This is a genomic window from Tepidimonas ignava (assembly GCF_004342625.1).
Taxonomy (GTDB): domain Bacteria; phylum Pseudomonadota; class Gammaproteobacteria; order Burkholderiales; family Burkholderiaceae_C; genus Tepidimonas; species Tepidimonas ignava.
Genome location: NZ_SMAH01000010.1, coordinates 1 through 13,402, shown reverse-complemented (window position 1 = coordinate 13,402; position 13,402 = coordinate 1). Strand labels below are relative to the sequence as shown.

Sequence of the window (13,402 nt, the reverse complement as noted above, 5' to 3'; positions counted from 1 at the left end):
CCCTCAGCCCTCGAAACGCGACAGGTCGCGCACCGCACCCTTGTCAGCGCTTTGCGCGAACAGCGCATAGGCACGCAGCGCGGCCGAGACTTTGCGCGCGCGCGGCTTGGCCGGCTTCCAGCCCAGCCGGTCCTGCTCGGCGCGGCGCGCCGCCAGCTCGTCGTCGCTGACCAGCAGCTCAATGCTGCGCCGCGTCACATCGATGCGGATGCGGTCGCCGTCGCGCACCAGCCCGATCGTGCCGCCGGCGGCGGCCTCCGGCGAGACATGGCCGATCGACAGACCCGAGGTGCCGCCCGAAAAACGCCCATCGGTCAGCAACGCGCAGACCTTGCCCAAGCCCTTGGACTTCAGGTACGAGGTCGGGTACAGCATCTCCTGCATGCCGGGGCCACCGCGGGGTCCCTCGTAGCGGATCACCACCACGTCGCCGGGCTGGATCTGGTCGCCCAAGATGGCCTCCACCGCCGCGTCCTGGCTTTCGAACACGCGCGCCGGCCCCTCGAAAACGCGCAGCACCGACGTCGGCACGCTGGTGGTGTAGCGCAGTTGCTCGACCTCGAACATGCTCTCGTCGATGCCGGCGGTTTTGACGATGCAGCCGTCCTGCGCCAGGTTGCCGTACAGCACCGCCAACCCGCCGTCGCGCGAATACGCATGCTCGACCGAGCGGATGCAGCCGGCCTGCCGATCCAGATCCAGCGTCGGCCAGCGCGTGCTTTGGCTGAAGGGCTGCTGCGTGGGAATGCCGGCCGGCCCGGCGCGGTACAACGTGCGCACCTCCTCGGACGGCGTGACCATCACATCCCACTGCGCCAGCGCGTCGGCCAGCGTGGCGCTGTGCACCGTGCGCACGTGGGTGTGCAGCAGGCCAGCGCGCGCCAGCTCGCCCAGGATGCCCATGATGCCCCCGGCGCGGTGCACGTCCTCAATGTGGTACTTGTTGGTGTTGGGCGCCACCTTGCACAGCGTGGGCACGCGGCGCGACAGGCGGTCGATGTCGGCCATCGTGAACGGCACCTCGGCCTCGCGCGCGGTGGCCAGCAGGTGCAGCACCGTGTTGGTCGAGCCGCCCATTGCGATGTCGAGCGACATCGCGTTTTCGAACGCTTCGAACGTGGCGATCGAGCGCGGCAGCACCGACGCGTCGCCTTGCTCGTAGTAGCGGCGCGCCAGCTCCACGATCAGCCGCCCGGCGCGGCGGAACAGTTGCTCGCGGTCGGCGTGCGTGGCCAGCAGCGTGCCGTTGCCCGGCAGGCTCAGGCCCAGCGCTTCGGTCAGGCAGTTCATCGAGTTGGCGGTGAACATGCCCGAGCACGAACCGCAGGTCGGGCAGGCCGATCGCTCGACCTCGGCCACGGTGGCGTCGTCCACGTGCGGGTCGGCGGCCATGACCATGGCGTCGACCAGGTCGAGCTTTTTGATCTGCACCGCCTGCTCGCCGGGCACGGCCAGGCGCACCTTGCCCGCTTCCATGGGGCCGCCGGAGACGAACACCACCGGGATGTTGAGCCGCATCGCGGCCATCAGCATGCCGGGCGTGATCTTGTCGCAGTTGGAGATGCACACCAACGCATCCGCGCAGTGCGCGTTGACCATGTACTCGACGCTGTCGGCGATCAGCTCACGGCTGGGCAGCGAGTACAACATGCCGTCGTGCCCCATCGCAATGCCGTCGTCCACCGCGATGGTGTTGAACTCCTTGGCCACGCCACCGGCGGCTTCGATTTCGCGCGCCACCAGCTGCCCCAGGTCCTTCAGGTGCACGTGACCCGGCACGAATTGGGTGAAGCTGTTGGCCACCGCGATGATGGGTTTGTCGAAGTCGCCGTCCTTCATGCCGGTGGCGCGCCACAAGGCGCGCGCGCCAGCCATGTTGCGGCCGTGCGTGGTGGTGCGGGAGCGGTAGGTGGGCATGGTGCGTGAGGGTGGTCAGGCTAGGGAAACATCAGGCCGGCGCGGCGCCCCCAGCGTGCAGGCGCGCGCGCCGCTTCGGCCCTGGGATGGTACCAGCACCCGCGCGGGCCGCGGGCGGGCAAGGTCAACGCTGGCCGGGAGGGCGCAACTGGCTGCGCGCCTTGGCCAGGCGCGCGGCTTTGCGCGCCTCTTCCTTTTCCATGGCCTTGCGGCGCGTGTAGCCGGACCAGTCGGCCCACCACCACCACAACGCGGCCAGCGCAAACGGCGCCAGCACCCAGGCCCACCCCCAATCGGCCACCGGCGGCCACGCCAGCAGCTTCAGCGTCACCAGGACCAAACCCAACACAAGCAGCGCCATGGCATCTCTCCCCCAAACCACGCCGGGCCCGTCCAACCGGCCGCCCACGCCCGTTGTATCCGTTGCAACAAGGTGTAAACATGCATTGTGCCGTATGGTGGCGTGGCTAGAATGGCACCGAACACCGTCCGTCAACCCTCTTGGAGGAACACACCATGAAGCGCGCACTGCTGATCCTCGCCGCCACCGCCGCTGTGGCTGGCCCCGCTCTGGCCGATGAGGCGCTGGCCAAGGCCAAAAACTGCATGGCCTGCCACGCCACCGACAAGAAGTTGGTTGGACCGGCCTACAAAGACGTGGCCAAGAAGTACGCCGGCGACGCCAAGGCCGTCGATATGCTGGCCACCAAGATTCAAAAGGGTGGCTCGGGCGTGTGGGGCGCGATCCCGATGCCGGCCAACCCGCAAGTCAGCGACGCGGAGGCCAAGAAGCTGGCGCAGTGGGTGCTGAGCCTGAAGTGATCTGAACCCCGTTGACCCCGGGACGCGCGGCCGCAGGCACGGCCGCGCCCGATCCTTGCCCGGCCCAAACAACGAAAGCCCGCCGCCATGGCGGGCTTTTGCTTGTGGGCCGCCCCGGCGCCGCCCGACGAGGCCGGCGGCGCGGGGCTGGGTTCAGTTGGTCTTGGCCAACTGCTCCAGGATGGCCGGGTTTTCCAGGGTGGAGACGTCCTGGGTGATGGCCTCGCCCTTGGCGATGGCGCGCAGCAGGCGGCGCATGATCTTGCCTGAGCGCGTCTTGGGCAGGTTTTCGCCGAAGCGGATGTCTTTGGGCTTGGCGATGGGGCCGATTTCCTTGGCCACCCAGTTGCGCAGCTCGTTGGCGATCTGCTTGGCCTCCTCGCCTTGCGGCAGCGGGCGCTTCAGCACGACGAACGCCACGATGGCTTCGCCGGTCAGTTCGTCGGGACGCCCCACCACCGCCGCCTCGGCCACCAGGTCGGTCTTGGCCACCAGGGCGGACTCGATCTCCATCGTGCCCATGCGGTGGCCGCTGACGTTGAGCACGTCGTCGATGCGGCCGGTGATACGGAAGTAGCCGCGGTCGGCGCTGCGCACCGCGCCGTCGCCGGCCAGGTAGTAGCCCTTGAGCTCAGCAGGAAAGTAGCTTTTCTTGAAGCGCTCGGGGTCGCCCCAGATGGTGCGGATCATCGACGGCCACGGCTTTTTGATCACCAGGATGCCGCCTTGGCCGTTGGGCATGTCGTTGCCCTGCTCATCGACAATGGCAGCAAAGATGCCCGGCAGCGGCAGCGTGCACGAACCCGGCACCAACGGCGTGGCGCCCGGCAACGGCGTGATCATGTGGCCGCCGGTCTCGGTCTGCCAGAAGGTGTCGACGATGGGGCAGCGCTCGCCGCCGACGTGCTTGTAGTACCACATCCACGCTTCGGGGTTGATGGGCTCACCCACCGAGCCGAGGATGCGCAGGCTGGATAGGTCCCAGTTCTTGGGATGGACCTTGTCGTCGGTGTCGCTGGCCTTGATCAGCGAGCGGATCGCGGTCGGCGCGGTGTAAAAAATGGTGGCCTTGTGGCGCTCGATCATTTGCCAAAAGCGCCCGGCATGAGGGTACGTCGGCACGCCCTCGAAGATGATCTGCGTGGCACCTGCCGCCAGCGGACCGTAGGCCACGTAGGTGTGGCCAGTGATCCAGCCGATGTCGGCCGTGCACCAAAAGACGTCGCTGTCCTTGAGGTCGAAGGTCCACAGCATCGTTTGCTTGGCCCACAGCAAGTAGCCGCCGGTGCTGTGCTGCACGCCCTTGGGCTTGCCGGTCGAGCCCGAGGTGTAGAGAATGAACAGCGGGTGCTCGGCACCCACGATCTGCGGCGCGCACTCGTCGCTGCAGCCTTGCAGCGCGTCGTGCAGCCAAACGTCGCGGTCGGCCACCATGTTGCAGGCGCTGGCGGTGCGCTGCCACACCACGACGTGGCGCACAGTATCGCACCCGCCCAGGGCGATGGCCTCGTCGACGATGCTCTTGAGCGGCAGTTCCTTGCCGCCACGCATCTGGAAGTTGGCGGTGATGACCGCCACCGCGCCGGCGTCCTGGATGCGCTCTTGCAGCGCCTTGGCCGAAAAGCCACCAAACACCACGCTGTGCGTGGCGCCGATGCGCGCGCACGCCTGCATCGCCACCACGCCTTCGATCGTCATGGGCATGTAGATGACCACCCGGTCGCCCTTTTGCACCCCCAGCCGCTTGAGCGCGTTGGCCATGCGCGCCACACGCTGCAGCAGCTCGCGGTAGGTCACGCGCGTGACCTGGCCGTCGTCGGATTCGAAGATGATGGCGGTTTTGTGTTCCACCGGCGTGCCGAGGTGCCGGTCCAGGCAGTTGTACGAGGCGTTGAGCTCGCCATCGGCAAACCATTTGTAAAACGGCTTGTTGGAGTCGTCCAGCACCTGGGTGAACGGTTTGTGCCAGTGCAGCAGTTCGCGCGCGCGGCGTGCCCAAAAACCTTCGAAGTCGCGCTCGGCCTCGTCGCACAGGGCACGGTAGGCGTCCATGCCACGGATGCGCGCCTGCGCCACCAGCTGTGGGTTGGGTTCGAACACGCGGTTTTCCACCAGCATCGACTCGATGGCAGCGCTCGATTCAGCCATGATGTTGTTACTCCTCGGGTGACACACTCAACGAACGAACCGGTCGGCGGTTCACGGCGGGCAACTGTGCCGCCGCGCGCTGACGAGGCCCTTACGCAGCGGGCCTCGGGCCGCGTGCCCCGCCAACCACTACAATGGGGGCGCCCCGTTTTGTACCCCAGCGTCGACCCACGATGCAAGCTCCCCAGCACCTCAAACCCATCGCCCCGCTGCCGCGGCTGATCTTTGCCAGCCGCTGGCTGCAGTTGCCGCTGTACATCGGCCTGATCGTGGCCCAAACGGTGTATGTGTACCACTTCTGGGTGGAGTTGGTGCACCTGATCGAAGCGGCGTTTGGCAACCGCGCGGCGCTGGAAAAGCTCGTCACCAGCATCGGCTACGTGCCCAGCGCGCCGCTGGATGGCCTCAACGAGACCATCATCATGCTGGTGGTGCTGGCGCTCATCGACGTGGTCATGATCAGCAACCTGCTCATCATGGTCATCGTCGGCGGCTTTGAAACCTTTGTCAGCCGGCTGCGCCTGGAAGGGCACCCCGACCAACCGGAGTGGCTCAACCACGTCAACGCTGGCGTGCTCAAGGTCAAGCTGGCCACCGCCATCATCGGCATTTCCAGCATTCACCTGCTGAAAACCTTCATCAACGCGGCCAACTACACGGACAAGGTGTTGCTGTGGCAAACCGTCATCCACGCGGTGTTCCTGCTCAGCGCCTTGGCCATTGCGTTGACCGAAAAATTGATCCACCACCCGGGCGACGACGACGGCGCGCACTGAGCGCGCCGCCGGCCACCGCGCCGGGCCGACCCGAGGCCCACACGCGGCCGCAGCGCCGCCCCCACGCACCGGAGCCGTACCATGACCGCCATCCGCCAGGAAGACCTGATCCAGTCGATCGCCGACGCCTTCCAATACATCAGCTACTACCACCCGCTGGACTACATCCAGGCCCTGGGCAAGGCCTACGAGCGCGAGCAAAGCCCCGCGGCCAAGGACGCCATCGCCCAGATCCTGACCAACTCGCGCCTGAGCGCTGAGGGCCACCGCCCGATTTGCCAGGACACCGGCATCGCGGTGGTGTTTCTGAAAGTCGGCATGAACGTGACCTGGCCTGACGCCACGATGAGCGTGCAGGACATGGTCAATGAGGGCGTGCGCCGCGCCTACACCAACCCCGACAACCCGCTGCGCGCCTCGGTGCTGGCCGACCCGGCCGGCGCGCGCAAAAACACCAAGGACAACACACCCGCCGTGGTGCACTACGAAATCGTGCCCGGCGACGGCATCGAGGTGATCTGCGCCGCCAAAGGCGGCGGCTCGGAAAACAAGTCCAAGATGGTGATGCTCAACCCCTCGGACTCGATCGTCGAGTGGGTGCTCAAGACCGTGCCGACGATGGGCGCGGGCTGGTGCCCGCCGGGGATCCTGGGCATCGGCATCGGCGGCACGCCCGAAAAAGCCATGCTGCTGGCCAAGGAAGCGCTGATGGCGCCGGTCGACATCCACGACCTGATCGACCGCGCACGCCGGGGTGACAAGCTCACCCGCGTGGAGGAGCTGCGCCTGGAGCTGTACGACAAGGTCAACGCGCTGGGCATTGGCGCGCAAGGACTGGGCGGCCTGACCACGGTGGTGGACGTCAAGATCCTGGACTACCCCACGCACGCGGCCAGCCTGCCGGTGGCCATGATCCCCAACTGCGCCGCCACGCGGCACGTGCACTTCCACCTGGACGGCAGCGGCCCGGCCACGCTGGAGCCGCCGCGGCTGGAGGATTGGCCTGCGGTGACCTGGACGCCCGACACCCAAAGCGCCAAGCGCGTCAACCTGGACACGTTGACCAAAGAGGAAGTGGCCACCTGGAAAGTGGGCGACAAGCTGCTGCTCAACGGCAAGATGCTCACCGGCCGCGACGCCGCGCACAAGCGTATCCAGGACATGCTAGCGCGTGGTGAGCAGCTGCCGGTGGACTTCACCAACCGGGTGATTTACTACGTCGGTCCGGTGGACCCGGTGCGCGACGAGGTGGTCGGCCCGGCCGGCCCCACCACCGCCACGCGCATGGACAAATTCACGCGCATGATGCTGGAGCAAACCGGTCTGATCGCGATGATCGGCAAGAGCGAGCGCGGCCCGGTGGCGATCGAGGCGATCCGCGACAACCGCAGCGCGTACTTGATGGCGGTGGGCGGCGCGGCCTACCTGGTGGCCAAGGCCATCAAGAGCGCGCGCGTGGTGGCGTTCGAGGACCTGGGCATGGAGGCGATTTACGAGTTCGAGGTGCGCGACATGCCGGTCACGGTGGCGGTGGACGCCACCGGCACCAGCGTGCACGAAACCGGCCCGGCCCAGTGGCGCGAACGCATCGCCCGCGGGGAGTTCAAGGGCATCGCCATCGCAACCGCGTAAGCGGCGTCGGGCGGCAACGCCACCACGGGGTGGCGCGCGGCGGCCCGGCGCGCGCGGGCGCCGCGGGCCTGTGGCGCCGCGCCGGTGCGCAGGCGCTCAGTGCAAGTGGCGCGGCTTGCGCGGCCCGCCGTGGCCGCCGCCGCGTGGCGGCTTGCCCAGTTGCAGCGAGTTGACCATGGCGTCGAAGCGGTTGGCAAACAACTGGTCGATGGCCTGGATGACGCCGCCCAGCTCCGAGGCGTCGAAATGGCGCTCCATCAGTTGCACGACGTCGTGCACCAGCATGTCGCGCTGCACCTGCATGATGGCCGCCGGCGTCGGGCCCACGAAGCACATCAGGAAGTCGTCGCGCGCTTGCGTGCCGGGCTCGGCCTCGTCTTCGTCGAACTCGAGGTCGTAGAACGACACCTCGATGGCCGCCCCCATGGCGCTGATTTCGTTGAGGCCCATGCACGCCTCTTCGATGGCCAGACGAAAGTCGTCGTCGCCCTCAATGGTCCAGCACATCTGCAGCAGGTGGGCCTTGGGGTCGAAGCGGATACCGGGCTCTTCTTCGTAGTTGCTGGTGGCCGCATCCACCAGCGAGCGCGCGCCCACGTACTGCCACAGGGGCCGCAGCGCCTCCTGGATCTGCGGAAAGTCCACGTCGTCGCGCAAGGGCACGTCGCCGTGCACGTGGATCTCAAAAGGCGGGTTGTCCTGGCTCATGCTCGCCACCCATCACGTCAAAACCTGCATTGTACGACCCGGGGCGAACCTCCCCCGGAGGCGTGGGCGCCCAGGCGCAGCGCCTACAATGATGCGCTGCACCGCGGGTGTGATGGAATCGGTAGACATACAGGACTTAAAATCCTGAGGCCCCACCGGGCCGTGCGGGTTCGAGTCCCGCCACCCGCACCAACGGTCAAAAACCGCATCCAACACCAAGCCCCTGCAACAACCCGCCGCTGGCGGGTTTTTTGTTGCCCAACAAGGGCTTAGCGGCGTTTTGCGGCCCCTGCGCAGTCGTCGTCGAGGCTGCAAGTGGCATCATCTGGCGGCATCGGGTAGCATCGCGCTACGCACGATTTACGCACGGTGTTACGCAAGGGGAGATACGGTGGCCTCCATCCGCAAGCTCAACAAGGGCTGGCGCGCCGAAGTGGCGCGACTCGGCGTGCGCACCTCCAAGGTGTTCCCGACCAAGGCGCAGGCCAGCGCCTGGGCCGCGCAGGTCGAAGCCGAAATCCTGGCCGGCAAGCGCAGGGGCGGCAGCGGCGTGACGGTGGCGCAAGCCATCGACCGCTACCTCAAGGAAATCGTGCCGCACCGCAGGGGCGGCCCCTTCGAAAAACGCCGTCTGCTGGCCCTGCTTCGTCTGTGCCCGTGGCTGGCGCAGATGCCGGTGGCAGACGTTCGCAGCGAGCACATGGCGCGCTGGCGCGATGAGCGGCGGGCTGCGGTCAGCGCCGCGTCGGTAGCGCGCGAGTCCTCCGATTTACGCACGCTGTGGAAACACTGCCGCACCTGGGGATGGATGGATGTCGATCCGTTCCATGAGCTGCCGGTGCCTGCCAACTCGCACGCGCGGGATCGCCGCACCGACTGGCGCGAGCTGCGCCGCCTGCTGCGAGGCTTGGGCTACGTCACCGGGCAGCCACCGCGCACGCTTCAGCAGGAAGTGGCCTGGATGTACCTGCTGGCGCACCACACCGCGATGCGTGCGGGCGAGCTGCACAGCCTTTCCACCCGCACGGTCGATCTGCAACGGCGCGTCATCCGGCTGGAAGAGCACAAGACCGTGGAGCGCGTTGGCGTGCGCCATGTGCCCTTCACGCGCAAGGCCGCGCGGCTGCTGGCTGTGCTTGATGCCGCAGCACGCGAGCAGGGACGCGAGGCGTACTTCACCGTCTCACCGCAGTCGCGCGATGCGCTCTTTCGCAAAGTGCGTGACCGGCTGCTCATCCGTGACCTGCACTTCCATGACGCGCGGGCGGATGCGCTGACGCGCCTGTCGCGCCGGGTCGATGTCATGACGCTTGCGCGCATCTCGGGCCACCGTGACCTGCGGCTGCTGCTCAACACCTACTACCGCGAGTCGGCGGAGGAGATTGCGGCGAGGCTCTGAGGCGCACGGCGCTGTCCGAGAACCCGGCAGTCAGTGCGAATGCCGCTAGGCATCCGCGCGATCCTCAACGGCAACGGCAAAGAGTTCACCGACCGCTTCGTCACCACGGGCGAGCGCACCCCCACAGGGCTGCATGCCTTCGAGGAGCTGTACGCGGCGCTGGGCGTCGAGCATCGGCTGACGCGCCCGCGCCGGCCCCAGACCAATGGGACGGTGGAGCGCTTCAATGGCAGGATCGAGGAGGTGCTCAAGAAGAGCCACCACTTCACAAGCGCCCAGGACCTGGAACAGACCCTCTTGCGCTATGCTTGGCCTCACAACCATCATCTGCCCCAGGCAGCGCTTGACGCCCGACGCCCATGCAAGCCATGATAGACTGATACCAGCGAAGGCCGGAGATGTTCAATAAGCAGCCCCACAATCATCCGGGACATGACAACTATGTTCTACAAATCTTATCCGGCTTTTAGGGGGTAGGTGCATGCATGAGATTTGGCAAATTGCCCTTGGCTCATTGGTTCCAACTTTGATTGCGTTGATCGCAGGAAAGGCGCTCGCTGGCAAGGGGGCAATCTTCCCCGTCCTACCAGCTGAGAAGCTCACCTTTTTCGCTTTGACCTGGCTCTTTGTTTCAGCAGTTGCAGTCGGAACGTATTTGCTGACGTCAATGTTGGGGCTGGACGAAGCAAACCAAACAACAATCGCAGGCTTCCTTGTTCCGATGTTTGCCGGAGCTGTGTTCGTAAGGAACCGATTAAGTTGAGGGAATAGAAGTGAACTACGTTGCAGTTATTGATTCCGCCCAGTCTTCTGCCAAAACATTGGATGCGTGCTCAGTTTGGTCGTTGAAGTGTCTGAAGGATGGTTTGTTGACTTAATACCTGCTGACGCCTGCATGAAGGCAGAGCGTTGGGTTTCGCTGTGTGGTCGGTTGAGTTGAGGTGAATATCATGAGGCGGCGTCTCTTTCTTGCTGTATCCGTTTCTTCATTTCTGCTTGGTGGGTGCTTAAGAGATGATGCGGATAAATTTGTGGGCTTCTGGGGTCTGCCTAAAGATGTCGATATACTAGAAATCAAGCGCGTTGATGATAAAAATTTCGAATTCAGCTACGCCTATCTGTTAAGAAATCTGGGTTGGAGAGTAAGGACAGGGTCGCTAAAGTACGATGGCAACGGTGGCTTGATCTATCACGCCGACTTTGGAGTGCATCGCCTGATTGTCACGTCCGACGGAAGGCTTGTGGGGCCGCCAGCCGGGACGATGATACGGCTAAGTACCGAAGAGGTCGACAGGCGTAGAAAGCTGCGGCAGACGCATCCTGATGCCGGGCGCCTCAAGTTTTGAGGGGCGGTGTCAAGCACCAAGTGCAACGGTGGAATCACTGAAGGGAGTTGTTGGCTTGGGTGATCCGCTGCTGCATGGCCTGGTAGACGGCGATCGGAGGGTAGAAGCCGTGGATGGCGCGCGGGCGGTTGCTGAGCCGGTCGGCAATCTTGTCCAACTGCTCCTGGCTGTAGACCGACAGGTCCGGCCATCTCCGCCACCCAGGCCAGGGTGTGATCTTCAAAACGCAGCACCATCGCGCCGATGGTGCCCGATCCGGCCCGCAGGGGCTTCGGGTCGGCTCATCCTCTTCGGGTGGTGTCACCATCAAGTGACAGCAGTGCCCCCGGAATGAACATTCGGGTGTCGGGGCGAAGCCCTGACTGACGACGCCCCGGCGGAGTCATCGCCGTCCCCCGATCCGGTGCGCAGCGCCGGGCGGTGGGCGGCCTACCTTGCACTCGTTTTGGGGTAGGTCTCGGCTATCGGCGAGCTACCAACACGGCCAGCAATTGGCTACCAAGGCGGCTACGCCCGCAGCCGCCCATCGGGTGCCGATCGGCTACCGCCAGAGCTACCAATCGGGCAGCCATCGGCCATCTGTCGGCCAGTAGCGGGCTACTAAGCGGGCTTGAGTGGCAGCCACCCATCGGTCAGCGACCGGGTGCCGCTGAGCCACCAACCGGTTTGTGATCAGCCATCAGTCGGCCAGCGTTTGGCTACCAAGGCGGCTACGCCCGCAGCCGCCCATCGGTCACCACTCGGCTGCTGCGGCGGACAGAGCCACGGCTATCAAGCGGGCACCCGACGGCTAGCCCTTTTTTGTTCCAGACCTTTCTCTAAGGGAGGCGACTGTGTGCCGCTTTGACCTCAGAGGTGAAACATGAAAACTGGTCTCGACGAACTCAAAGGAATGACCCCGCCCAAGCGCCGCCCGGCTCTTGATCGGATGGTGGAACTGCTGCCACATATCGAGGAAGTGCATGCCGCTGGATGGTCGCTGAGGGAAATCCATGCCTGCTTAATGCGCAACGACGACTTTCATGGTCGTCGCTTCAATCTGGCGAGATTCAAGTGGCTCCTCGCCCGCGCCCGCCAGGTGCAACAGCAGACCGCCGCTGCCAAGCCGGTGGTGGCGCCTGTGCCTGCCACCCCGGTGGTGGCGCCTGTGCCCGTGGCCGCTCCAGCGCCTGTTGCCGCGCCTGCGCCGGTGGCGCCCGCGCCTGCGCCGGTGGTAGTGCCTGCGCCTGCCACCCCAGTGGTGGCGGCAACACCCTCGAGGGCAGCGGTGCCGGTTGCCACGCAGGCCTCGGTGGCCAACCCACAGGCCTCAGCGGCCACGCAGGCCTCGGCGGCCAACCCGCAGGCCCCGATCCCGGTGGCGCAGCAGTTCAGCATCGAGGATCTCATGCGGCTGGCGCGGCCTTTTAAGGAAGTGCCGCAGGTGCCCATCCCGCAGCCGATCGAAACCCCGCGGCTGACCGGAGAGCAAGGGCGGCTGCGCAAGATCGAACTGGGCGAGCACGTCACCACAGTCGAGGAAATGCTGGACAACAGCATGCGGCTGTTGTCGGTGCCGCCGTGCCCGCCGGAGCAATCGCGCGCCGTGGCGCAAGCGATGATCGATCAGTACCTGCAAGACATCGCAAACAACCGTTACGTCAGCCAGCATCCGCCGTTTATATACGAACTGGCAATTTTCTTTTATGCCCACTTCGTGCGCGACTATGACCGCTCGCACGACCCGTTGATCGGCTTTCGCGATGCGGGCGACGTGTGGGAGCCCATGATGATCGAAGTTCTCAAGCGCCGCCCGCCCTACGGCGACGCGGTGGAGCTGTGGGCGCTGCGCCGCCTGCGACTGCCCGACGAGGAAAAAGCCAAGCTGACGATGACCAGCTTCGTGCGATATGTCTCAGGCCTGATCCGCGACATCATCACTGATGCGGTGCGCCGCCGCCGTGCGCAGCTTCAGGCCAAACCCGCCTAGCACCCCTTTTTGTTTTGTTCCACCCCTTTCTCTATGGGGTGCGGGCGGCGTGCCCGTGATGTCTCAAGGAAAGGAGCCTCTTCATGAAACCTGTCATCTTCTCCCACGGCGAAAAGGGCGGTGTGGGCAAGTCCACGGTGGCCGCACTGATGTGCGATGCCCTGATCTTTCGCGGTGATAAACGCATCGCCATCGTCGATGGGGACGCCACCACCGCCGATGTCACGCGGCGCTACGGTGCGCACGCGGCATCGAGTACCGCCATCGGCCTTGCCGACCCGAGCGAAAAAGAGCGTGCAATCAACAAGCTGCTGGACTACATCGCGCAAGTTCACCTCGATGTCGATGCCATCGTCGTCAACCTGCCTGCCACCGCCTCGGAAACGGTCGATCCCGAAGCCGAAGTTATCCGGCAAACGCTCGAAGACCTCGATCTTGAGCCGCGCATCGTGTACTCAGCCAGCAACAACACGGTGGCGTTCGACGCGCTGAAGAGTTCGTTCGAATATGGGCTTGCCGTTGCCTGCAAAAAACGCCTGGCGCTGGCCCCGGCATTCCTGCGCGACGATGGGCTGCTTGAGCGGCTACAGAGTCGCCCCTGAAATATTCATAACATCATGATTTTTCTTGTGTTATTGTCTGTTTGCGAGTACAATTTCCCCCAGATCTGATGTCTGATGCGCCG

The 13,402-nt window shown here is 65.2% G+C and carries 12 protein-coding genes, 1 tRNA gene and 2 pseudogenes; 10 read left to right on the top strand and 5 right to left on the bottom strand.

The window, feature by feature from the left end:
- Positions 1-3: 3 nt before the first annotated feature.
- A complete protein-coding gene (ilvD, locus tag EDC36_RS08545; RefSeq protein ID WP_132962842.1) occupies positions 4-1,917 on the bottom strand; it encodes a dihydroxy-acid dehydratase in 1,914 nt (637 codons plus the stop codon).
- A gap of 124 nt (positions 1,918-2,041) precedes the next feature.
- Complete coding sequence (locus EDC36_RS08540) at positions 2,042-2,278, bottom strand: TIGR04438 family Trp-rich protein (RefSeq protein WP_132962841.1); 237 nt, start codon at positions 2,276-2,278, stop codon at positions 2,042-2,044.
- 155 nt (positions 2,279-2,433) lie between these two features.
- Between EDC36_RS08540 and EDC36_RS08535 the strand changes: the two genes are divergently transcribed.
- Positions 2,434-2,739, top strand: a complete 306-nt coding sequence (locus tag EDC36_RS08535; RefSeq protein ID WP_132962840.1) for a c-type cytochrome — start codon at positions 2,434-2,436, stop codon at positions 2,737-2,739.
- A gap of 153 nt (positions 2,740-2,892) precedes the next feature.
- Here the strand turns inward: EDC36_RS08535 and acs are convergent, their stop codons facing one another.
- Positions 2,893-4,887, bottom strand: coding sequence for an acetate--CoA ligase (gene acs / locus EDC36_RS08530; RefSeq protein ID WP_132962839.1), 1,995 nt, complete (start codon positions 4,885-4,887; stop codon positions 2,893-2,895).
- Positions 4,888-5,060: 173 nt separating this feature from the next.
- Here acs and EDC36_RS08525 point away from each other — a divergent pair, with 173 nt between their 5' ends.
- A complete protein-coding gene (locus EDC36_RS08525; protein WP_132962838.1) occupies positions 5,061-5,663 on the top strand; it encodes a YqhA family protein in 603 nt (200 codons plus the stop codon).
- An 81-nt stretch (positions 5,664-5,744) separates the two neighbouring features.
- Positions 5,745-7,295 carry a fumarate hydratase gene (locus EDC36_RS08520; protein ID WP_132962837.1) on the top strand — a complete coding sequence of 517 codons (1,551 nt, stop codon included), beginning with the start codon at positions 5,745-5,747 and terminating at the stop codon, positions 7,293-7,295.
- A 96-nt stretch (positions 7,296-7,391) separates the two neighbouring features.
- Here EDC36_RS08520 and EDC36_RS08515 read toward each other — a convergent pair whose 3' ends face one another.
- Positions 7,392-8,003 carry a DUF6806 family protein gene (locus tag EDC36_RS08515; protein ID WP_132962836.1) on the bottom strand — a complete coding sequence of 204 codons (612 nt, stop codon included), beginning with the start codon at positions 8,001-8,003 and terminating at the stop codon, positions 7,392-7,394.
- Positions 8,004-8,106: 103 nt separating this feature from the next.
- Here EDC36_RS08515 and EDC36_RS08510 point away from each other — a divergent pair.
- The 5 genes and pseudogenes from EDC36_RS08510 to EDC36_RS08490 all read left to right on the top strand — a co-directional run bounded on the left by EDC36_RS08510 (position 8,107) and on the right by EDC36_RS08490 (position 10,748).
- Positions 8,107-8,195 (top strand) — tRNA-Leu (locus tag EDC36_RS08510).
- 199 nt (positions 8,196-8,394) lie between these two features.
- On the top strand, positions 8,395-9,402 hold the full coding sequence (locus tag EDC36_RS08505; RefSeq protein ID WP_132962835.1) for a tyrosine-type recombinase/integrase: 1,008 nt from the start codon (positions 8,395-8,397) through the stop codon (positions 9,400-9,402).
- A gap of 51 nt (positions 9,403-9,453) precedes the next feature.
- Positions 9,454-9,782: pseudogene (locus EDC36_RS08500) on the top strand (integrase core domain-containing protein); the annotation flags it as partial.
- A gap of 101 nt (positions 9,783-9,883) precedes the next feature.
- Complete coding sequence (locus EDC36_RS08495) at positions 9,884-10,165, top strand: hypothetical protein (protein WP_132962833.1); 282 nt, start codon at positions 9,884-9,886, stop codon at positions 10,163-10,165.
- A 187-nt stretch (positions 10,166-10,352) separates the two neighbouring features.
- On the top strand, positions 10,353-10,748 hold the full coding sequence (locus tag EDC36_RS08490) for a hypothetical protein (RefSeq protein WP_132962832.1): 396 nt from the start codon (positions 10,353-10,355) through the stop codon (positions 10,746-10,748).
- A 34-nt stretch (positions 10,749-10,782) separates the two neighbouring features.
- On the opposite strand, the pseudogene EDC36_RS13375 reads toward EDC36_RS08490, so the two are convergent.
- Positions 10,783-10,932 (bottom strand): annotated as a pseudogene (locus EDC36_RS13375) (IS30 family transposase); the annotation flags it as partial.
- A 678-nt stretch (positions 10,933-11,610) separates the two neighbouring features.
- Here EDC36_RS13375 and EDC36_RS13265 point away from each other — a divergent pair.
- Both EDC36_RS13265 and EDC36_RS08475 read left to right on the top strand, forming a co-directional pair.
- On the top strand, positions 11,611-12,717 hold the full coding sequence (locus EDC36_RS13265) for a hypothetical protein (RefSeq protein ID WP_207895067.1): 1,107 nt from the start codon (positions 11,611-11,613) through the stop codon (positions 12,715-12,717).
- Positions 12,718-12,800: 83 nt separating this feature from the next.
- Complete coding sequence (locus EDC36_RS08475) at positions 12,801-13,319, top strand: nucleotide-binding protein (RefSeq protein ID WP_132962831.1); 519 nt, start codon at positions 12,801-12,803, stop codon at positions 13,317-13,319.
- Positions 13,320-13,402: the final 83 nt, after the last annotated feature.

Coding starts and splice junctions, on each gene's coding strand:
- ilvD (WP_132962842.1), bottom strand. CDS start 1,917: ATGCCCACCTACCGCTCCCGCACCACCACGCACGGCCGCAACATGGCT.
- EDC36_RS08540 (WP_132962841.1), bottom strand. CDS start 2,278: ATGGCGCTGCTTGTGTTGGGTTTGGTCCTGGTGACGCTGAAGCTGCTG.
- EDC36_RS08535 (WP_132962840.1), top strand. CDS start 2,434: ATGAAGCGCGCACTGCTGATCCTCGCCGCCACCGCCGCTGTGGCTGGC.
- acs (WP_132962839.1), bottom strand. CDS start 4,887: ATGGCTGAATCGAGCGCTGCCATCGAGTCGATGCTGGTGGAAAACCGC.
- EDC36_RS08525 (WP_132962838.1), top strand. CDS start 5,061: ATGCAAGCTCCCCAGCACCTCAAACCCATCGCCCCGCTGCCGCGGCTG.
- EDC36_RS08520 (WP_132962837.1), top strand. CDS start 5,745: ATGACCGCCATCCGCCAGGAAGACCTGATCCAGTCGATCGCCGACGCC.
- EDC36_RS08515 (WP_132962836.1), bottom strand. CDS start 8,003: ATGAGCCAGGACAACCCGCCTTTTGAGATCCACGTGCACGGCGACGTG.
- EDC36_RS08495 (WP_132962833.1), top strand. CDS start 9,884: ATGCATGAGATTTGGCAAATTGCCCTTGGCTCATTGGTTCCAACTTTG.
- EDC36_RS08490 (WP_132962832.1), top strand. CDS start 10,353: ATGAGGCGGCGTCTCTTTCTTGCTGTATCCGTTTCTTCATTTCTGCTT.
- EDC36_RS13265 (WP_207895067.1), top strand. CDS start 11,611: ATGAAAACTGGTCTCGACGAACTCAAAGGAATGACCCCGCCCAAGCGC.
- EDC36_RS08475 (WP_132962831.1), top strand. CDS start 12,801: ATGAAACCTGTCATCTTCTCCCACGGCGAAAAGGGCGGTGTGGGCAAG.